The sequence below is a fragment of the Leeia sp. genome, from assembly GCF_041909055.1.
Classification (GTDB): domain Bacteria; phylum Pseudomonadota; class Gammaproteobacteria; order Burkholderiales; family Leeiaceae; genus Leeia; species Leeia aquatica.
Genome location: NZ_JAYREC010000002.1, coordinates 280,539 through 298,602, shown reverse-complemented (window position 1 = coordinate 298,602; position 18,064 = coordinate 280,539). Strand labels below are relative to the sequence as shown.

Here is an 18,064-nt window from a genome sequence, read left to right as displayed (position 1 = left end):
ATCGCGCTGTATGATCCATACAACACCTGCAAACGTACGAAGTGCTGGGTCGAGCCTCCGGTGCAGCCTCGCCCTTTTCGTTCAGTAAAGTGAACTTGCGTTTGATTTTCGTCATGTCAGCTTCACGTTGTTCCGATATTATGCTGCAATGCAATATAACCGTGAGGGCAGCATGATGCAGTTACAAGGCAAGGTAGCGTTGGTGGTGGGTGTCGCCAATGAGCACAGTCTGGCATGGGGGTGTGCGCAGGCGTTTCATGAAGCTGGGGCTCAACTGGTGCTGACCTACCTGAATGACAAGGCGCTGCCCTTCGTCGGCCCGCTGGCAGACCGTATTGGCGCAGACTTGCTGCCGCTGAACGTGGAAACCCCGGGTGAACTTGAAGCCGTGTTCGGTCATATTGAGCGCCGCTGGGGCAAGCTGGATGTGCTGCTGCATTCAATCGCCTTCGCCAACAAGGAAGACCTGCATGGCCGTCTGGTCGATTGCTCTGCAGAAGGCTTTGCCCGCGCCATGGATGTCTCCTGCCACTCGCTGATCCGCATGAGCCGCCTGGCCGAGCCGCTGATGCGTGAGGGCGGCAGCATTTTGACCATGAGCTACTATGGCGCCGAGAAGGTGGTGCAGAATTACAATATGATGGGGCCGGTCAAGGCCGCGCTGGAAGCCTCGGTGCGTTATCTGGCCAGCAATCTGGGAGAGAAGCGGATACGCGTCAATGCCATCTCCCCCGGTCCGGTGCGTACCCGTGCCGCCAGCGGCTTGCCACACTTTGACCAGCTGATCGAAGAGGCCTTGCAAGGTGCGCCGGAACACCGGCTGGTCACGCTGGAGGAAGTCGGCGCACTGGCGGCCTTTCTCGCCTCGGATGGCGCACGCGGCATCACCGGCAACACCGAGTACATCGACGCGGGTTATCACATCAGAGGCTGAGCCATGAACGCTGAAGATCAACACTATAGCGAAACCTCGCCACGCTACCTGGCCTTGATGAACAATGCCAAGGCGCACCCCTCGCTGATTACCGCCGTGGTCCACCCTTGCGATGATGTGTCGCTGGGCGGCGCACTGGAGGCGATGCAGGCCGGGCTGATCGCCCCGATTCTGGTGGGGCCGGAAGCCCGCATTCGGGCCACCGCCAAGCAACACGGGCTGGATATCAGCCGCTTCACTCTCTACCGCGATGGCCTGCCGCAGGCCAACCTGCCGCATGCGGTGCCGCCTTTCAGCATCGTCAATACCACTCACAGCCACCAGTCGGCGGAAGTGGCCGTGCTGCTGGTAAAGCAAGGGCAGGCCCATGCGCTGATGAAGGGGAGCCTGCATACCGATGAACTGCTGAAAGCCATCCTCGACAAGCACAATGGCTTGCGTACCGGCCGCCGCCTGTCGCATGTATTCGTGATGGACGTGCCCAACTACCACAAGCCACTGCTGCTGACCGATGGCGCGGTCAATATTGAACCTGACTTGCTGGGCAAGGCCGACATCGTGCAGAACGCCATTGAGCTGGCCCATGCGCTGGGCATTGCTGAGCCCAAGGTCGCCATCCTGTCGGCGGTGGAAACCATCAACCCGGCTCTCCCCTCCACACTGGATGCAGCCGCGCTGTGCAAGATGGCCGACCGCAAGCAAATCAAGGGCGGCATCCTGGATGGTCCGCTGGCGTTCGACAATGCCATCTCTGCTGAGGCCGCCCAAAACAAGGGCATTACCTCCGCGGTATCGGGCGATGCCGACATTCTGCTGGCGCCCAATCTGGAAGCGGGCAATATGCTGGCCAAGCAACTCACCTATCTGGCCGGTGCCCACTCCGCTGGTATCGTGCTGGGTGCGCGGGTGCCGGTGATGCTGACCAGCCGCGCGGACAATGAGCTGTCGCGCCTGGCCTCTGCGGCGGTTGCCGTACTGCTGGCCGCCCACCACGGAGCCTCTCGCTGATGCTGCTGGTACTGAATGCAGGGTCTTCCAGCCTCAAGTTTGCGCTCTACCCGCAGCAAGTCGCCGCTACGCCCTTGGCCGATGGCCTGCTGGAGTGGCGGGATGGACAGCTCAGCGGTGTCCTGCGGCAAGACGGCGAAGCCGACTGCCACTGGCAAGATGAGGCCGGAGCGCAGCCGCACGCCCGCATGCTGAGCTGGCTGTTGCACACTCTGACAGCGCGACAGCTGCCGGTTCAAGCCGCCGTACACCGCGTGGTACACGGCGGCAGCCATTTCACCCAGGCCCTGCGGCTGGATGCCCGCATCCTCGCCGAACTGGAGGCCCTGACGCCGCTGGCCCCGCTGCACCAGCCCCACAATCTGGCCGCCGTCGCACAGCTGGCGCAGCTGCAACCGGATCTGCCACAGTTTGCCTGTTTTGATACCGCCTTTCATCGTAGTCAGCTGGAGCTGGCACAGTGGTTTGCCTTGCCGCGCAGCTGGTTTGAGCAAGGCGTGCGCCGCTATGGTTTTCACGGCCTGTCCTATGCCTGGGTTGCCCACCGCCTGCCCGAGCTGCACCCGCAAGCAGGTGACGCCAAAGTGGTTGCCCTGCATCTGGGGAACGGTGCCAGCGCCTGCGCCATGCAAGGCATGCGCAGTGTGGCGAGCAGCATGGGCTTTACCGCGCTGGATGGTCTGATGATGGGCAGTCGCTGCGGGCAGATTGACCCTGGCGTATTACTCTACGCGCAGCAGCATCTGGGCATGGATGTGGGTGCGGTCGAGAAGCTGCTGTATCGCCAGTCCGGCTTGCTGGGGGTGTCTGGCCTCTCCTCCGACATGCGCACCCTGCTGGTGAGTGATGCTCCCGCTGCCCGCTTTGCGGTTGAACTGTTCTGCTACCGTGCCGCCTGCGAAGTGGGCGCGCTGGCAACTGCGCTGGGCGGGCTGGATGTACTGGTGTTTACCGGTGGCATTGGCGAACATGCCGCGCCAGTGCGGGCCATGATCTGCGAACGGCTGGCATGGCTGGGCCTGGCGCTGGATGACCGCGCCAACCGGGATCACGCCACCCGGCTCCATGCCACGGCCAGCCGGATCAGCGTCTACCGCATCGAGGCCGATGAAGCACGGCAGATGGTGCGGGAAGTACAGCCGCTGCTCAACAGCTAAGCCCGCCCCATCCAGCCTGGCCGGGCCTCAGCCACGTGGCCCGGTCATCTCCTCCGGCTTTACCCAAGCTTCGAACTGGGCTTCCGTCACATGGCCCAGCTCCAGTGCAGCGGCTTTCAGCGTCAGACCCAGCTTGTGAGCATGCTTGGCAATCTGGGCTGCCTTGTCATAGCCAATATGCGGGTTCAGTGCCGTCACCAGCATCAGCGATTCATTCAGTAACTGCGCAATCCGCTTGCGGTTGGGCTCAATGCCGCGTGCGCAGTGTTCCTCAAAGCTGCGCGCACCATCGGCCAGCAGCCGCACACTTTGCAGAAAATTGTGAATGATCATCGGGCGATACACATTGAGCTCAAAGTTGCCAGAGGCCCCACCGATATTGATCGCCACATCATTGCCCATCACCTGCGCGCAGGCCATGGTCAGCGCCTCGGCCTGAGTAGGATTCACCTTGCCCGGCATGATCGAGCTGCCCGGCTCATTTTCCGGAATGGACAGCTCGCCAATGCCACAGCGCGGGCCACTGGCCAGCCAGCGGATATCGTTGGCGATCTTCATCAGGCTGGCGGCCAGCGTTTTCAGCGCGCCGTGGGCATGCACCAGCGCATCTGCCGCAGCCATCACCTCAAACTTGTTGCTGGCGGTCACAAACGGCTGGCCGGTGCGCCCGGCGAGCGCCTGCGCCACCGCGACGGCATAGTCCGGATGGGCGTTCAGGCCGGTACCGACCGCCGTCCCCCCCAAGGCCAACTCATACAGGTGCGGCAGGCTGGCCTGCACATGGCGCATGCCCTGCGCCAGTTGCGCCACATAGCCGGAAAACTCCTGCCCCAGCGTCAGCGGGGTAGCGTCCTGCAAATGGGTACGGCCAATCTTGACGATGTCAGCAAATGCATCCGCCTTCGCCTGCAAGGTGGCTTGCAACTGCGCCACTGCAGGCAGCAGGTTCTCCTGCAAGGCCAGTACCGCTGCCACGTGCATGGCGGTGGGGAATACATCGTTGGAGGACTGGCCCTTGTTCACATCGTCATTCGGGTGAACCTGGCGCTGCTCACCGCGCACCCCGCCCAGCAGCTCGCTGGCACGGTTGGCCAGCACCTCGTTCATGTTCATATTGCTCTGGGTACCAGAACCGGTCTGCCACACCGACAGCGGAAATTCATTCGCCAGCTTGCCCTGCAACACTTCATCGGCAGCACGCTGGATGGCAGCGGCTTTCTGTGCATCCAGCAAGCCCAGCTGCTGGTTCACCGTAGCGGAGGCGTGCTTGATCTGCGCCAGCGCCGCAATCAGCTCGCGCGGCATCTGTTCAGAGGAGATACGGAAGAAATGCAGCGAGCGCTGGGTCTGCGCCCCCCAGTAGTGTTCATCCGGCACGCCAATTTCACCAAAGGTATCCCGCTCCATGCGCACAGTCATCGTCTCGCTCCAGCCTAGGGAAAACCGCATCTTATTGCAAAGCAGCAAGGGCTGCCATTTCAGCGTAAAATATGCGGCTGACCGTCAACACGATCACGCAGGGATTCCACCATGACCACCATCCGCCAGCAGGATTTCATCGACAGCATCGCTGACAGCCTGCAATTCATCTCCTGTTATCACCCGCTCGATTACATCCAGTCGCTGGCTCGCGCCTGGGAGCTGGAGCAAAGCCCGGCCGCCAAGGATGCCATTGCGCAGATTCTGACCAACAGCCGCATGTGCGCCGAAGGTCGCCGTCCCATCTGCCAGGATACCGGTATCGTCTGTGCCTTCATCAAGGTGGGCATGAATGTACGCTGGGATGACGCCACCATGAGCATTCAGGAGATGGTGAACGAAGGCGTTCGCCGCGCCTACAATGACCCGGAAAACAAGCTGCGCGCCTCGGTGCTGTCCGATCCGGCAGGCTCCCGCAAGAATACCCGTGACAATGCTCCGGCTGTGGTGCACTTCGAGCTGGTGCCGGGAGACACGGTCGAGGTGAAGATTGCCGCCAAGGGCGGTGGCTCGGAAAACAAATCCAAGTTCGTGATGCTGAATCCGTCGGACTCCATTGTGGACTGGGTGCTGAAAACCGTACCGCTGATGGGCGCGGGCTGGTGCCCGCCGGGCATGCTCGGCATCGGTATTGGCGGTACCGCAGAAAAAGCCATGCTGATGGCCAAGGAAGCCCTGATGGAGCATATCGACATTCAGGAACTGATCGCGCGCGGCCCGCAAAACCGTATTGAAGAACTGCGGCTGGAGTTGTATGAAAAAGTGAACGCGCTCGGCATTGGCGCGCAAGGTCTGGGCGGGCTGGCCACGGTGCTGGACGTGAAAATCCTGGACTACCCCACCCACGCTGCCAGCCTGCCGGTGGCGATGATCCCGAACTGCGCCGCCACCCGTCATACCCATTTCACGCTGGATGGCAGTGGCCCGGCCCTGCTGACGCCACCGAGCCTGGAAGACTGGCCGGATGTCTCCTGGACTCCGTCTGCCGAAGCACGCCGCGTCAACCTGGACCAGATCACCCGCGAAGAAGTCGCCAACTGGCAACCGGGTGACACCCTGCTGCTGAATGGCAAGCTGCTGACCGGCCGCGACGCCGCCCACAAGCGCATGGTGGACATGCTGAACAAGGGTGAAACCCTGCCAGTGGATTTCACCAACCGCTTCATCTACTACGTCGGCCCGGTGGACCCGGTACGTGACGAAGTGGTCGGTCCGGCCGGCCCGACTACTGCTACCCGCATGGACAAATTCACCCGCCAGATGCTGGAGCAGACCGGCCTGCTGGGCATGGTGGGCAAAGCCGAGCGTGGCCCGGTCGCCATCGACGCCATCCGCGATAATCAGGCAGTGTATCTGATGGCGGTCGGCGGCGCCGCCTATCTGGTGTCGAAAGCCATCAAGGGCTCGCAGGTGGTGGCGTTTGCCGATCTGGGCATGGAAGCCATCTATGAATTCGAAGTGGTCGACATGCCGGTCACCGTGGCGGTAGACCATCTGGGTAGCTCGGTACATCAGAGCGGCCCGAAGGAATGGCAGGCACGTATCGGCAAGATCCCGGTGGTCAGCTGACCTGCAAGTCAGGCGACGAAAGGGCGGCCTTGTGCCGCCCTTTTTGCTGGCAGGTGCGCGGCTCGCTGCCTAGGATGAAAACAGGATCAACAGCGCAAAGGCACGGTCATGCAGATTGTGATCGTAGACGATTCCCGCATCAATCTGGTGCTGATGGGCCATCATCTGGCGGCTTTACCCGATACGCAATGCCAGTTGTTCGATTACCCCAGCGCAGCCCTGCACTGGTGCGCGGAACACCCCTATGATTTGCTGATACTGGATTACCACATGCCGGAGCTGGACGGGCTGGCGTTCCTGGCGGCGCTGGGCCGCCACCGCCCTGGCAGGCATCCCGCCCCTACCCTGCTCCTGACCCCGCACCGCGAGGTGGCGGTACGCCAGCAGGCCCGTCAGCAAGGGCTGATCGACTTTGTAGACAAACCCATCAATAAGGAAGACCTGCTGCACCGGGCACGGCACATGATGCTGCTGCATCAGCAGCCGACGCCCACCCTGCATTGATTTACCCGGCAGGCGGTACCGCTGCGGGGATCAGCTCGGGCAAGCTATCCGGCATGCCGCCATGCTCCAGCATGTAGACAAAGGCCAGTACTTCCGCCACCGCGCGGTACAGGTCGGGCGGAATGTCACGGTCCAGATCCACTTGCATCAGCAAGGACACCAGCTCCGGTGATTCGTGGACATACACCCCGGCTTCCTTGGCCTTCTCAATGATCGCCTGGGCCATCAGCCCCCTTCCTTTGGCGACCACCTGCGGCGTATTACGCCCCCCGGCCAGGTAGGACAAAGCCACCGCCAGTTGTTTGCCATCCGGCAAGCTGCCCGTTTCAGGGTGGATCAGCGCGTCATCGGTCATGCGCCGCTACCCGTGCTTCGGTCAGGGTCAACCCGGCGGCGTCAAACTGCTCCAGCAAGCGGCTTTGGGCCGACTCGATCTGGCTGGCTGTCTCCTCACGATCCGTCAGGAATCGCAAACGTACTCCTTGGGCATCCAGCCGGACATTGACTTGCAGCGGCCCCAGCTGTGGCAGGTTCAAGGTCAGGCGGGAAGACCAGCTGCGCCCTTCGTCCTCGCCTCCGCCGCCACCCTGCCGCTCATCACGGATTAACCACTCCATCGGCTGCTGCGGCCATACCTGCCCTTGCCACAGCAGCTGCCGCTCATCCAGCGCCCGCAGCTGCTGCTGCACCAGCTGCTGCAAGGCAGTCCCATCCTGTGCGCCCAGCGCATGGGTCTGGTTCAGCACACTGCTGACCGGTGCCGGATTGTCGCCCCCTCCATTGGGCAGCTGTTGGGTCATGCTGGCTTGTGGCTCCTGCCGCAAGGCGGTCAGGGAGCGTTGCCCTGCCAGCCACTCTTTCTGGTGAGACTCATAGAACACCCCGCTTTTCTCGACCGACTGGTGCAGCTGCCGGCTCAGGTCACGGGTATCCAGCCGGGCTGCTTCCCCCTCCAGCAAACTGGGTTGTACCTGACGGTTGGCCAACAGGGCCGGTTGACTATCAGCATTGGGGTCCAACAAGCTGCTGACCAGCTTTGCAGACGCCGAGAGCTGCACCGAGGGTGCCTCTTCCGGCAGCGCTGCCTGTGGCGCAGCCGGGGTGGCCCGGTCACTGGCAAAGGTCAGCACCAGCTTGCCCTTGCTTTCCACCACCTGCAATTCCAGCTCATCACCTGGCTGGGTGTTGCGCGGCAAGTTCAGGTCCAGCAGCTGGTTCTGGATCGACACCTGAAAACGCCCATTGGGCAGCTGCGCCAGCACATGCGCCTGCACCAGTTGCCCAGGCACCAGCTTGGCCGACTCCAGCGGGGCATCGTGAACTTCAATCAGCGGCTTGTTGTAGGTACGGACCAGCGCCTGCAGGGAAGCCACCGCATCATTGCCGATCATGAAGGCCCCCTTTCAACAGCTCAGCGCGCACGGGTTCGGTACAAGGAAATGATCAGCTCGGCCTCGCCACGCGAGATGCCGCAGTGCAAAGCCAGCTCTTCCGGCGCATAGCCTTCGTGCGCCAGCTGGATGGCCAGCGCATAGGGAGATTGCTGGCTGACAGGCGTCGGCTCAGGTAAAGGCGTCTCGCTTTCCAGCGTGACCAGGCGCTGCCGATGGCGCTCCAGCTCATGCTCCAGCGCTTCCAGCCGCAACAGCATGCGCTGGCTACGCCGCCACAGCCAGACAGCTGTCCATGCCGACAATAACGCCAGCAGTGCAAGGCCGCCTGCAAGCCCTGTCAACCCGTCCATTACGCTCCGCCTCAGCCCACTGATACCATACCCTGATGGTAGGCAGAATGCGGGGGACAGTCAAACCTGCCGTGGGCCTGACTGACCAAAGGACACGTCCTCAGCCATCAACGGCCAGATCAAATACCAGCACTTGCCGCAGGGCAGGCTTGACCTGCTCCACAAAGGCCAGATGGGCCGGGTGACTCAGGTAAGCCGCCAGATCTTCCGCTTGATCAAACTGCAACAGAAAAGCATGGGTATAGCCCTGCTCCAGTTGCTCAGTGCTGACGCTAGTACCCGCCTCAAAACGGCGGATCAGTGCAATCTGCTGCGGCAAAGCCGCAAACGCCGCACACAGGGCTGCCACCGGTGCATCATCTTGAAAAGCAAACAGCACGATATGGCGTATCATCCCACCCCTTTCAGCGCAGCAGGAAGCCGCGGCCAATGTCATCCCCATCTTCCAGCCAGAAGGTCGCCTCTCCGCTGTAGTATGCCCGACCGCTGACACGAACGGTGACCGCCGTACGATCACCACAGCGGGTCTCGCCACGGACCTCCGCATCAAAACAGGCCCCGGTAATGCTCTGAAAGCGAGCGGACTGGTTCAAGCCCACCTTGCCTTGCTGATACCAGGCCGCCATGCGGGCCGTCACCCCCGAGCCGGTCGGGCTGCGGTCTACCTCGGCATCGGCAAACACGCAGACATTGCGGCTGGCGCGCTCAGGGGCCGGGGCCTGGCTATCGGTCAGGATGCTGCCATACAGGAAGCTGAGGTCAGGGTGTTCTGGATGTTGCGGCGGGCAGATGGCCTTCACTCTGTCGGACAAGGCTGTGGCCGCATCCACAATATCCCGTACCCGTGCGGTCTGCAGGTTCAGCCCAAACTGCCGCGCCTCAGTCAGCGCATAGAACGCGCCACCATAGCTCACATCACAGTGGATCATGCCGTAGCCGGGCACCTCCACCTGCAGCGGAGACTGGAACAGGAATGCCGGCACACTGTCGAACGACACCCGCCCGCTCTGCCCGTTCTGCACCTCCACCCAGGCAGTCACCAGCCCACACGGGCACTCAATATTGACCTGGGTCAGTGGCTCGGTGACCGGCACCAGCCCGTAATCCACCGCATAACGACCCAAGGCGATGACAGCATGGCCGCACATGGTGCTATAGCCTTCATTATGCAGGAACAGCACGGCCAGATCCGCCCCCGGCAGTGAAGGCTCAACCAGCAAGGCACCGTACATATCATAGTGACCACGCGGTTCAAACATCAGCAAGCGGCGCAGATGATCCTGCTCCGCCTGTACCTGACGCCGTTTGTCGAGAATGCTACCCCCTTTCGGGAGCGGGAAACCGGAGCGGATGATGCGAACCGGCTCGCCGCCGGTGTGCATGTCCAGCACCGAGATACGCGGGAAATCACTCATGTCAGGCCCGTTTTCATGCGCAAGCAAAGCACGCATGTCATCATGTCAGGCACATGTTGTGCAAGTCCAATAAAATTGTATACAATATACTCAATTGCTGCACCCGATCCGGAAAGCCCCTCCCCCATATGCTGCATCTGACCGCTGCCCAAGTCCGCCAGTACTTGCCCATGCCTGCCCTGATTGAGGCACTGGCCACCCGCTTTCAAGAAGGCTGTCAGGCGCCGTTACGTCACCACCATCACGTTTCGCTGCCGGATGGGCGCGAGAATGTCTTATTGTTGATGCCCGCCTGGACCGAGCGCTTCCTGGGGGTCAAGCAGGTGATGGTCAGCCCCGATAATGGCACGCGCGGCCTGCCTGCCATCCACGGACAATACCAGCTGAGCGATACCCTGACCGGCCAGCCCCTGGCGATGATGGATGGTGTCGAGCTCACTGCCTTGCGCACAGTGGCCACCTCGGCCCTGGCGGCCCGCTATCTGGCGCGCAAGGATGCAGCCACCTTGCTGCTGGTCGGAACCGGCCGGCTGGCCCATGAGCTGGCCGCAGCCCACCGCAGCGTGCGCCCCATCCAGCGGGTGCGGGTGTGGGGCCGTGACGCACACAAGGCCACCGAACTGGCACGCGAACTGGCTGAGCAGGGTTTCACTGCCCAAGCCGTGAGTGACTTGCCACGTGCCTGCGCCGAGGCGGACATCATCAGCTGTGCCACCTTGAGCCGCGAGCCTCTGCTGCGCGGCGAATGGCTGCAACCAGGCTGCCATCTGGACCTGATGGGGGCGTACACGCCGGACCGGCGCGAGGCCGATACCGCCTGCGTGCTGCGCAGCCAGCTGTTTGTTGATAGCCGTGTCGGCGCTTTGCATGAAGCCGGGGATTTGGCGATCCCGCTGGCGGAAGGGGTGATCCAGCCTGAACAGGTTCAGGCCGATCTGGCGGAGCTATGCCGGGGCGTGCACCCGGGCCGCAAGGGTGACCATGAGATCACCTTGTTCAAATCTGTGGGTCTGGCGCTGGAGGATCTGGCTGCTGCCATTCTGGTTTACCAGCAAGCCAGCGGCCATGCGCCCGCCCTCTAGGGCCTGTTGATCGTCTTGCGTACGCGCAAGGCAAGCGATGAACCGGCTCTGTACCGTGTTGCGGTTTTTGTCCCGTAGTGATCATACGGAACAGGAGCGGTGACTATCTCTCTTCACAGGGACTTGACCCGGCTTATGCCGGGTCTTTTTTTGTCTGCAGGGTCTAACCGGCTTCGCTCACCACGCACAGCAGCGCATCCGCTTCCACAATCGCGTCCGCCGCAAAACGAACCGACTCCAGCACACCATCACGTGGCGACACAATGGTGTGCTCCATCTTCATGGCTTCCAGAATCAGCAGCGGCTGCCCTTTCTTTACCGGGCTGCCCACCTCGGCCAGAATGCGTACCACCCGGCCCGGCATCGGCGCAGTCAGGCCCCCTTCCGCACCTTCCTCGCTCAGCTTGACGGCATACGGATCAAACAGCTGGAACGCATACCCGCCCTCCGGCAGCATCACACACAGCTGTGAGCCATGCCGCAGTACCGTCAACCGGCATTGCCGATCCGCCAACTGCAGCGACAGCTGGTCACCCTCCAGCGCCATGCGCAACACCGCCATCACCTCACCGGATGGGGTGTGGCAGCTCCAGCCCTTCGCCACCGGCTTCAGACGGGTCTGCACGATCGCTTCACCCTGCTGCCAGTGCTGGGTACGGGCGTGATCGGCATTCAGGCGCCAGCCATCGTGCTGATGCCACGGAGCATTGGGATCGTTGCTGGCACTGGCCTGCTGCTGGCGTGCCTGTTGTTCGTCCAGCCAGACGCGGGCACTGGCAGCCAGCCAGGCCAGCGCCGGTACCGCCCGGGCGGCATGCAGCTGGGCCGCGTGGGTCGCTACAAAACCGGTGTCGGTATCGCCTGCCAGAAAAGCAGGGTGTGCAGCAACCTTGCCGAGGAAGTCCAGATTGGTCACCACCCCCAGGACACCCGTTTGCGCCAGCATCTGTTGCAGGCGCAGGATGGCTTGCGGTCTATCCTCACCCCAGACAATCAGCTTGGCCAGCATCGGATCGTAAAACACCCCGACAGCGTCCCCTACCCGCACGCCGCTGTCCACCCGCATGTGGGCACTGGCAGGTGGAAACGCCAAGCCGGTCAGGGTGCCGGTTTCCGGCAGGAAGGCATTGTCCGGGTTTTCGGCGTACAGGCGCACTTCGATGGCGTGCCCTCGCTGCTGCAGTTCCGCTTGCTGGCGTGGCAAGGGTAAGCCCGCTGCCACCTGCAACTGCCATGCCACCAGATCCTGCCCGCTGACCAGCTCGGTAACCGGGTGCTCCACCTGCAGGCGGGTGTTCATTTCCATGAAGTAGAACTGGCGGTCGTCACCGACGATGAACTCAATGGTTCCCGCGCCGACGTAGCCAATGGCCAGTGCTGCCTTCACCGCCGCCTCGCCCATCGCCGCCCGCAATTCTGGCGTCATCAAGGGTGAGGGGGACTCTTCGAGGATTTTCTGGTGGCGACGCTGAATGGAGCACTCACGCTCGAACAGGTGTACCGCCTGCCCATGCTGATCGCCAAAGACCTGGAATTCGATATGGTGCGGGTTGAGCACATAACGCTCCAGCAACACCGTGGCGTCACCAAAGGCATTCTGCGCTTCACGCTGTGCGGCTTCCAGCTGGGACAGAAATTCATCGGCGCTATCCACCCGGCGCATGCCCTTGCCACCACCACCAGCAATCGCCTTGATCAGCAGTGGAAACCCGATGCGCTGTGCCTCTGCCAGCAAGAAGGCACTGTCCTGCTGCTCGCCATGGTAGCCGGGCACAATCGGCACACCCGCGCGCTCCATGATGGCCTTGGCCGCACTCTTGGAACCCATGGCATCAATCGCCTCCGGGGTCGGGCCGATGAACACCACTCCGGCCTCGCGGCAGGCACGGGCAAAGTCTGCATTTTCAGATAGAAAACCATAGCCTGGATGGATGGCTTCCGCCCCGGTTTGCCGTGCCACCTGCAAGATGACATCGCCCCGCAGATAGGAATCTACCGGGCGTGGCCCGCCAATACGCCAGGCTTCATCCGCCAGCTCGACATGCAGGCTGTTGGCATCCGCGTCCGAATACACGGCAACGGTCTGCACCCCCAGCAGGCGGCAGGTCTGGATCACCCGACAGGCAATCTCGCCGCGGTTGGCAATCAGGATCTTGCGGAACATGCTTTTCCTCGTCTGGCGATCAAGTAATTACAGCTGCCACTTCGGTTTGCGCTTCTCCAGAAAGGCCGACAGGCCCTCCTGCCCTTCTTCCGACACCCGCAGCTGGGCAATCAGCTTGGTGGTATCGTCGATCAGGCGGCCATCGCGCAGCTGGCAGTCCGCACTGATACGAGCAATCAGCCGTTTGCTGGCACTCACCGCCTGCGGCCCGGCACGCAGGATGGCGCGGACCCAGCCGTCCACCACATCGTCCAGCATGTCTTCAGCAGCCACCTCATGCACCAGCCCGATGGTTTCCGCCACACTGGCCGACATCGCTTCTGCGGTGAGGAACCAGCGCCGGGCCTGCCGCTCGCCAATGGCCGTAATCACATACGGCGAGATCACCGCCGGCACCAGCCCCAGTTTGACTTCTGTGAGCGCAAAGCTGGCACCCTCCAGCGCCACCGCCATGTCGCAACACGCCACCAGGCCGACACCACCGCCATAAGCCGCACCGTTGACGCGGGCAATGGTCGGCTTGGGGAGATTCGCCAGGGTATCCATCAGGGTCGCCAGCCGGGTTGCATCGGCATGGTTGGTGGCTTCATCGTAGCCCGCCATCGCCCGCATCCAGTTGAGGTCCGCCCCGGCGCAGAAGCTGTGGCCTTCACCGGTCAACACCACTACCCGCACCGCAGGGTCTTGTCCCAGCTGTTCCAGGGTCTGGGTCAGCTGTTCAATCAGCACATCATTGAAGGCATTGTGGACTTCAGGCCGGTTCAGGATGATGCGGGCTACCCCTTGGGCGCTCTGTTCCAGCTTCAACAATCGGGTCATCGTGGTTCTCCTGCTGCGGTTTACATCCGGAACACCCCGTAGCGGGTGTCCTCCGCTGGCGCGTTTTGCACCGCTGACAAGGCCAGGCCCAGCACCATGCGGGTATCTTGCGGGTCGATGATGCCATCGTCCCACAGGCGCGCACTGGCATACCAGGCATGGCCCTTGGCCTCGTACTCATCACGGATCGGCTGCTTGAAGGCTTCTTCTTCCTCGGCGGACCAGTTCGTTCCGCGCGATTCGTGCTGCTCGCGCTTGACGGTCGCCAACACCCCGGCGGCCTGCTCGCCCCCCATCACCGAGATACGGGCATTCGGCCACATCCACAGGAAACGCGGGTTGTAGGCACGGCCGCACATGCCGTAGTTACCGGCACCAAAGGAACCGCCAACAATCACCGTCAGTTTCGGCACTTTGGCGCAGGCCACTGCAGTCACCAGCTTGGCGCCATCCTTGGCAATGCCACCCTGCTCGTACTTCTTGCCCACCATGAAACCGGTAATGTTTTGCAGGAACAGCAAGGGAATACCCCGCTGGTTGCACAGCTCGACAAAGTGCGCACCCTTGAGCGCACTCTCTGAGAACAGGATGCCATTATTGGCGATGATGCCGACCGGATAACCGTGGATATGGGCAAAACCACACACCAGGGTGGTACCATACAGTGGCTTGAATTCCTGCAGCTCGGAGTCATCCACCACCCGGGCGATGACCTCGCGGATGTCGAAGGGCTGGCGGGTATCGGTCGGGATGACGCCGTACAATTCTTCCTGGCTGTAACGCGGCGCACGCACCGGCTGCATGGCCGCACGGACCTGCTTTTGCCGATTGAGGAAACGTACCACATCGCGGGCAATCGCCAGCGCATGGTGGTCGTCCTGTGCCAAGTGATCGGTCACGCCCGAGATCTTGCTGTGCACCTCGCCGCCGCCCAGCTCTTCTGCAGTCACAATCTCGCCGGTAGCGGCACGCACCAGCGGCGGGCCACCAAGGAAAATGGTGCCTTGGTTACGGACGATGATGGATTCATCACACATGGCCGGCACATAAGCGCCACCGGCAGTACATGAGCCCATCACCACGGCGATTTGCGGAATACCCGCTGCCGACATATTGGCCTGATTGTAGAAAATGCGGCCGAAGTGCTCCTTGTCCGGAAACACTTCGTCCTGCAAGGGCAGGAATGCACCGCCCGAGTCCACCAGATACAGGCACGGCAGATGGTTCTGCGCAGCGATCTCCTGCGCGCGCAGGTGCTTCTTGACCGTCATCGGGTAGTAGGTGCCACCTTTGACGGTGGCATCATTGGCCACGATCATGCATTCCAGCCCCGCTACCCGGCCAATGCCGGTGACCACTCCGGCTCCCGGTGCCTGGCCATCGTACATGTCCCACGCAGCCAACTGGGATAGCTCCAGAAACGGTGAGCCCGGATCCAGCAACACCTCAATGCGCTCGCGTGGCAGCAGCTTGCCACGGGCCTTATGCCGCCTGGCGGCCTCTTCCCCGCCACCCTGGGCCACTGCAGCCACATCCTGCTGCAGACGCGCGACCAAGGCCTGCATCTGGGCCGCATTGCGCTGGAAGGCTTCGCTACGGGTATCAAGCTTGCTCTGGATGACCGGCATGCACGGTGTCCTTCAGTCCTGTTCCGCCCGGTGGCGGCTTACATCGGGGTACTGCGGCCCGCCAGGGTGACGGTGCCCGCAGTGAAACCCCTCATCATCATTCGGCTTACTTGTCTTCAAACAGCTCGCGGCCAATCAGCATGCGGCGAATCTCATTGGTACCCGCGCCGATGTCGTACAGCTTGGCATCACGCAACAGACGCCCGGTGGGGAACTCATTGATATAGCCGTTACCGCCCAGCGCCTGAATGGCTTCCAGCGCCACCTTCACCGCCGATTCGGAGGCGTACAGGATGGCCGCCGCGGCATCCTTGCGTTGCGAGCGACCCGCATCACATGCCGCAGCCACCCGGTAGACAAAGGCACGCGAGCTTTGCAGGGCCACATACATGTCGGCCACCTTGCCCTGCATCAGACCAAAAGTACCAATGGGCGCATCGAACTGCTTGCGTTCCCGCACGTAGGGCAGCGTAATGTCCATCGCGGCCTGCATGATGCCAATCGGGCCGGCGGCCAGCACCACGCGCTCGTAGTCGAGGCCGCGCATCAGTACCTTGACGCCCTGGTTGACCTCACCCACCACATTGGCCTGCGGAATACGGCAGTTTTCAAACACCAGCTCGCAGGTGTTGGAGCCGCGCATGCCCAGTTTGTCCAGCTTCTGGGCGGTGCTGAAGCCAGCCATACCTTTCTCGATGATGAACGCCGTCATGGTGCGCGAGCCGTTTTCCTTGCCCGCCGTGCGCATGTAGACCAGCAGCACATCGGCATCCGGCCCGTTGGTAATCCACATCTTGTTGCCATTGGCGATCCAGCTGTCACCCTCCTGCACGGCGCGGCAGCTCATCGAGCCGACCACATCCGAGCCAGCACCCGGCTCAGACATCGCCAGCGCGCCCACATGCTCACCACTGATCAACTTGGGCAGGTAGTGCTGGCGCTGCGCTTCATTACCGTTCAGGTAGATGTTGTTGACGCACAGATTGGAGTGCGCCCCGTACGAGAGCGCCACCGAGGCCGACGCACGCGACAGCTCTTCCATCACCACGCAGTGCGCCAGATAGCCCATACCCATGCCGCCGTAGGCTTCCGGAATGGTCAGCCCCAGCAGCCCCATGTCGCCCATTTTGCGCCACAGGTCCATTGGGAAGGCATTGTCGCGGTCAATGGCTTCTGCGCGCGGGGCAATTTCCACCTCGGCAAAACGCCGTACCGCATCACGCAATTCATCCAGTTCGGGGCTCAGTTGAACGTCGAAAGACATGCTGTTTTCCTTGTAGGCAGAGAGGAGACTAAGGGCTCAGTCGCCCTTTTCTTCCAGAATGCGCTGACACTGGCGCTCAAAGGTGTCGATTTCCTTCAGCACCGCTTCAATATCCTGCCGCTGTTGTTCCAGCAGTGCACGGCGCTGGTTCAGTATCTTCAGGTACTGCTGCAGTTGCGAGGTTTCATCACGCGAGGAGTCATAGATGTCAAACAGCTCTTTGACCTCACCCAGCGAAAATCCCAGCCGCTTGCCACGCAGGATCAGCATCAGCCGCACCCGCTCCCGGCTGCCATACACCCGGTTGCGCCCTACCCGTTCGGGCAGCAGCAGGCCCTCATCTTCATAGAAGCGGATGGCTCGGGTAGTGACGTCAAATTCACGTGCCAGATCGGTGATGGTGTAACTGCGCTTGTTGGCAGAGGCGAGGTCGGCATGACTCATGACTGCACCTGTTTGAAAAGTTCGATTCACTATAAATTACGTTTACGTAAACGTCAATCAAGACCCGATCTTTGCAAACAATTGTCGCAACCGCCGAACGGCTGCTGCCAAATACCCGGACTGCTGCTAAAACGAAGAAAAGCACAAAAAAATGAATCACCCGATACGATCAGGCATTAAAAATGGGGCACTATGGCTAGCAAACCTTTCAAACGCGCACGAGACGCCGAATCCAAACATGAACGTCGACGCTCGATCCTGGACGCAGCATTGCAATTGTTTCAAGGCGGCAACTTGTTACCCAGGGTGGACGACATTGCCCTGGCCTCAAAACTGGCCAAAGGGACGGTCTATCTCTACTTTGAATCCCGTGAGGAAATTTACCTGACCCTGGTGGAGGAACACTTCACCGCACAGTTACAAGCGCTGGAAGCCTATTTGGCGCAAACCCAGCGAATCACAGCAGACGAGCTGTCTGAGTGGATCCTGGCCTATCAACTGGAACACCCGGCCTTCCTGCCGATGGCCTGTATCGTCTCCAGCGTACTGGAACAAAACGTTGGCTCACCCGCTGCCGCTCGTTTCAAGCGCATGCTGGCGGAAAAACTGGTGACCTGTGGACGCTTGCTGGATCAGCATCTGGCAGATTTGCCCAAGGATGAGGGCTATCACCTGCTGATGGCCATCTATAGCCTGCTGATGGGCTTGTGGCAGAATGCACACCCGCCCAAAGCGCTGCGCGACCTGCTGGAGTTGCTGGACCTGCAAGCCCTGCTACTGGACTTCCAGGCCGAAGCGCGCCGCAGCCTGCTGGCGCTGTGCCGCGGCTACACCCTGAGCCGGTAAACCAACC

Annotated in this window: 18 protein-coding genes; 7 read left to right on the top strand and 11 right to left on the bottom strand. The window is 61.7% G+C overall.

The genetic code is table 11. The annotated features are described in order from the left end of the window. Positions 1-172: 172 nt before the first annotated feature. The 3 genes from fabI to ACE3O2_RS07180 are packed head-to-tail and all read left to right on the top strand — an operon-like array spanning position 173 to position 3,099. On the top strand, positions 173-934 hold the full coding sequence (fabI, locus tag ACE3O2_RS07190; protein ID WP_374336098.1) for an enoyl-ACP reductase FabI: 762 nt from the start codon (positions 173-175) through the stop codon (positions 932-934). Positions 935-937: 3 nt separating this feature from the next. Next, positions 938-1,942 (top strand): bifunctional enoyl-CoA hydratase/phosphate acetyltransferase, encoded by a 1,005-nt coding sequence (locus ACE3O2_RS07185; protein WP_374336096.1) that lies wholly within the window; start codon positions 938-940, stop codon positions 1,940-1,942. After that, a complete protein-coding gene (locus ACE3O2_RS07180) occupies positions 1,942-3,099 on the top strand; it encodes an acetate/propionate family kinase (RefSeq protein WP_374336094.1) in 1,158 nt (385 codons plus the stop codon). The genes ACE3O2_RS07185 and ACE3O2_RS07180 overlap by 1 nt, the downstream gene beginning before the upstream one ends. Positions 3,100-3,126: 27 nt before the next feature. On the opposite strand, the gene fumC is transcribed toward ACE3O2_RS07180, so the two are convergent. Next, on the bottom strand, positions 3,127-4,518 hold the full coding sequence (gene fumC / locus ACE3O2_RS07175; protein ID WP_374336091.1) for a class II fumarate hydratase: 1,392 nt from the start codon (positions 4,516-4,518) through the stop codon (positions 3,127-3,129). 111 nt (positions 4,519-4,629) lie between these two features. Between fumC and ACE3O2_RS07170 the strand changes: the two genes are divergently transcribed. Both ACE3O2_RS07170 and ACE3O2_RS07165 read left to right on the top strand, forming a co-directional pair. Next, positions 4,630-6,147, top strand: a complete 1,518-nt coding sequence (locus tag ACE3O2_RS07170; RefSeq protein WP_374336089.1) for a fumarate hydratase — start codon at positions 4,630-4,632, stop codon at positions 6,145-6,147. A 108-nt stretch (positions 6,148-6,255) separates the two neighbouring features. Then, complete coding sequence (locus tag ACE3O2_RS07165) at positions 6,256-6,651, top strand: response regulator (RefSeq protein WP_374336087.1); 396 nt, start codon at positions 6,256-6,258, stop codon at positions 6,649-6,651. A gap of 1 nt (position 6,652) precedes the next feature. Here ACE3O2_RS07165 and ACE3O2_RS07160 read toward each other — a convergent pair whose 3' ends face one another. From ACE3O2_RS07160 to ACE3O2_RS07140, 5 genes are all read right to left on the bottom strand, one after another. Then, positions 6,653-7,006 carry an EscU/YscU/HrcU family type III secretion system export apparatus switch protein gene (locus tag ACE3O2_RS07160; RefSeq protein ID WP_374336085.1) on the bottom strand — a complete coding sequence of 118 codons (354 nt, stop codon included), beginning with the start codon at positions 7,004-7,006 and terminating at the stop codon, positions 6,653-6,655. Beyond that, the gene (locus ACE3O2_RS07155; protein WP_374336083.1) at positions 6,996-8,042 is read right to left on the bottom strand and encodes a flagellar hook-length control protein FliK; all 1,047 of its coding nucleotides are present in this window, start codon (positions 8,040-8,042) and stop codon (positions 6,996-6,998) included. The genes ACE3O2_RS07160 and ACE3O2_RS07155 overlap by 11 nt, the downstream gene beginning before the upstream one ends. 20 nt (positions 8,043-8,062) lie before the next feature. Further along, positions 8,063-8,395 (bottom strand): DUF2802 domain-containing protein, encoded by a 333-nt coding sequence (locus ACE3O2_RS07150; protein WP_374336081.1) that lies wholly within the window; start codon positions 8,393-8,395, stop codon positions 8,063-8,065. 100 nt (positions 8,396-8,495) lie between these two features. Next, positions 8,496-8,774, bottom strand: a complete 279-nt coding sequence (locus ACE3O2_RS07145) for a Dabb family protein (RefSeq protein ID WP_374336079.1) — start codon at positions 8,772-8,774, stop codon at positions 8,496-8,498. Between the two features lie 25 nt (positions 8,775-8,799). Next, the gene (locus tag ACE3O2_RS07140) at positions 8,800-9,810 is read right to left on the bottom strand and encodes a proline racemase family protein (protein WP_374336077.1); all 1,011 of its coding nucleotides are present in this window, start codon (positions 9,808-9,810) and stop codon (positions 8,800-8,802) included. A 128-nt stretch (positions 9,811-9,938) separates the two neighbouring features. On the opposite strand from ACE3O2_RS07140, the gene ACE3O2_RS07135 reads away from it, so the two are divergent. Next, positions 9,939-10,892 (top strand): ornithine cyclodeaminase family protein, encoded by a 954-nt coding sequence (locus ACE3O2_RS07135; RefSeq protein ID WP_374336075.1) that lies wholly within the window; start codon positions 9,939-9,941, stop codon positions 10,890-10,892. Positions 10,893-11,055: 163 nt separating this feature from the next. On the opposite strand, the gene ACE3O2_RS07130 is transcribed toward ACE3O2_RS07135, so the two are convergent. From ACE3O2_RS07130 to ACE3O2_RS07110, 5 genes are all read right to left on the bottom strand, one after another. Continuing rightward, positions 11,056-13,056 carry a biotin carboxylase N-terminal domain-containing protein gene (locus tag ACE3O2_RS07130; protein WP_374336073.1) on the bottom strand — a complete coding sequence of 667 codons (2,001 nt, stop codon included), beginning with the start codon at positions 13,054-13,056 and terminating at the stop codon, positions 11,056-11,058. Positions 13,057-13,083: 27 nt separating this feature from the next. Then, positions 13,084-13,875: an enoyl-CoA hydratase/isomerase family protein gene (locus ACE3O2_RS07125; protein ID WP_374336071.1), complete on the bottom strand. Its 792-nt coding sequence runs from the start codon at positions 13,873-13,875 to the stop codon at positions 13,084-13,086. A 20-nt stretch (positions 13,876-13,895) separates the two neighbouring features. Next, positions 13,896-15,503, bottom strand: a complete 1,608-nt coding sequence (locus ACE3O2_RS07120; protein WP_374336069.1) for a carboxyl transferase domain-containing protein — start codon at positions 15,501-15,503, stop codon at positions 13,896-13,898. A gap of 106 nt (positions 15,504-15,609) precedes the next feature. After that, a complete protein-coding gene (locus ACE3O2_RS07115) occupies positions 15,610-16,767 on the bottom strand; it encodes an isovaleryl-CoA dehydrogenase (RefSeq protein WP_374336067.1) in 1,158 nt (385 codons plus the stop codon). A 36-nt stretch (positions 16,768-16,803) separates the two neighbouring features. Beyond that, the gene (locus ACE3O2_RS07110; RefSeq protein WP_168875594.1) at positions 16,804-17,211 is read right to left on the bottom strand and encodes a MerR family DNA-binding transcriptional regulator; all 408 of its coding nucleotides are present in this window, start codon (positions 17,209-17,211) and stop codon (positions 16,804-16,806) included. A gap of 192 nt (positions 17,212-17,403) precedes the next feature. On the opposite strand from ACE3O2_RS07110, the gene ACE3O2_RS07105 reads away from it, so the two are divergent. Continuing rightward, positions 17,404-18,057 (top strand): TetR family transcriptional regulator, encoded by a 654-nt coding sequence (locus ACE3O2_RS07105; RefSeq protein WP_168875595.1) that lies wholly within the window; start codon positions 17,404-17,406, stop codon positions 18,055-18,057. The last annotated feature ends 7 nt before the right edge of the window (positions 18,058-18,064 follow it).

What these genes read in the sequence shown, in the direction of transcription:
- ACE3O2_RS07180 (WP_374336094.1), top strand. Translation starts at nt 1,942, where the DNA reads ATGCTGCTGGTACTGAATGCAGGGTCTTCCAGCCTCAAGTTTGCGCTC.
- ACE3O2_RS07130 (WP_374336073.1), bottom strand. Translation starts at nt 13,056, where the DNA reads ATGTTCCGCAAGATCCTGATTGCCAACCGCGGCGAGATTGCCTGTCGG.
- ACE3O2_RS07140 (WP_374336077.1), bottom strand. Translation starts at nt 9,810, where the DNA reads ATGAGTGATTTCCCGCGTATCTCGGTGCTGGACATGCACACCGGCGGC.
- ACE3O2_RS07165 (WP_374336087.1), top strand. Translation starts at nt 6,256, where the DNA reads ATGCAGATTGTGATCGTAGACGATTCCCGCATCAATCTGGTGCTGATG.
- ACE3O2_RS07150 (WP_374336081.1), bottom strand. Translation starts at nt 8,395, where the DNA reads ATGGACGGGTTGACAGGGCTTGCAGGCGGCCTTGCACTGCTGGCGTTA.
- ACE3O2_RS07115 (WP_374336067.1), bottom strand. Translation starts at nt 16,767, where the DNA reads ATGTCTTTCGACGTTCAACTGAGCCCCGAACTGGATGAATTGCGTGAT.
- ACE3O2_RS07105 (WP_168875595.1), top strand. Translation starts at nt 17,404, where the DNA reads ATGGCTAGCAAACCTTTCAAACGCGCACGAGACGCCGAATCCAAACAT.
- ACE3O2_RS07185 (WP_374336096.1), top strand. Translation starts at nt 938, where the DNA reads ATGAACGCTGAAGATCAACACTATAGCGAAACCTCGCCACGCTACCTG.
- ACE3O2_RS07120 (WP_374336069.1), bottom strand. Translation starts at nt 15,503, where the DNA reads ATGCCGGTCATCCAGAGCAAGCTTGATACCCGTAGCGAAGCCTTCCAG.
- ACE3O2_RS07125 (WP_374336071.1), bottom strand. Translation starts at nt 13,875, where the DNA reads ATGACCCGATTGTTGAAGCTGGAACAGAGCGCCCAAGGGGTAGCCCGC.
- ACE3O2_RS07155 (WP_374336083.1), bottom strand. Translation starts at nt 8,042, where the DNA reads ATGATCGGCAATGATGCGGTGGCTTCCCTGCAGGCGCTGGTCCGTACC.
- ACE3O2_RS07110 (WP_168875594.1), bottom strand. Translation starts at nt 17,211, where the DNA reads ATGAGTCATGCCGACCTCGCCTCTGCCAACAAGCGCAGTTACACCATC.
- fumC (WP_374336091.1), bottom strand. Translation starts at nt 4,518, where the DNA reads ATGACTGTGCGCATGGAGCGGGATACCTTTGGTGAAATTGGCGTGCCG.
- ACE3O2_RS07160 (WP_374336085.1), bottom strand. Translation starts at nt 7,006, where the DNA reads ATGACCGATGACGCGCTGATCCACCCTGAAACGGGCAGCTTGCCGGAT.
- fabI (WP_374336098.1), top strand. Translation starts at nt 173, where the DNA reads ATGATGCAGTTACAAGGCAAGGTAGCGTTGGTGGTGGGTGTCGCCAAT.
- ACE3O2_RS07135 (WP_374336075.1), top strand. Translation starts at nt 9,939, where the DNA reads ATGCTGCATCTGACCGCTGCCCAAGTCCGCCAGTACTTGCCCATGCCT.
- ACE3O2_RS07170 (WP_374336089.1), top strand. Translation starts at nt 4,630, where the DNA reads ATGACCACCATCCGCCAGCAGGATTTCATCGACAGCATCGCTGACAGC.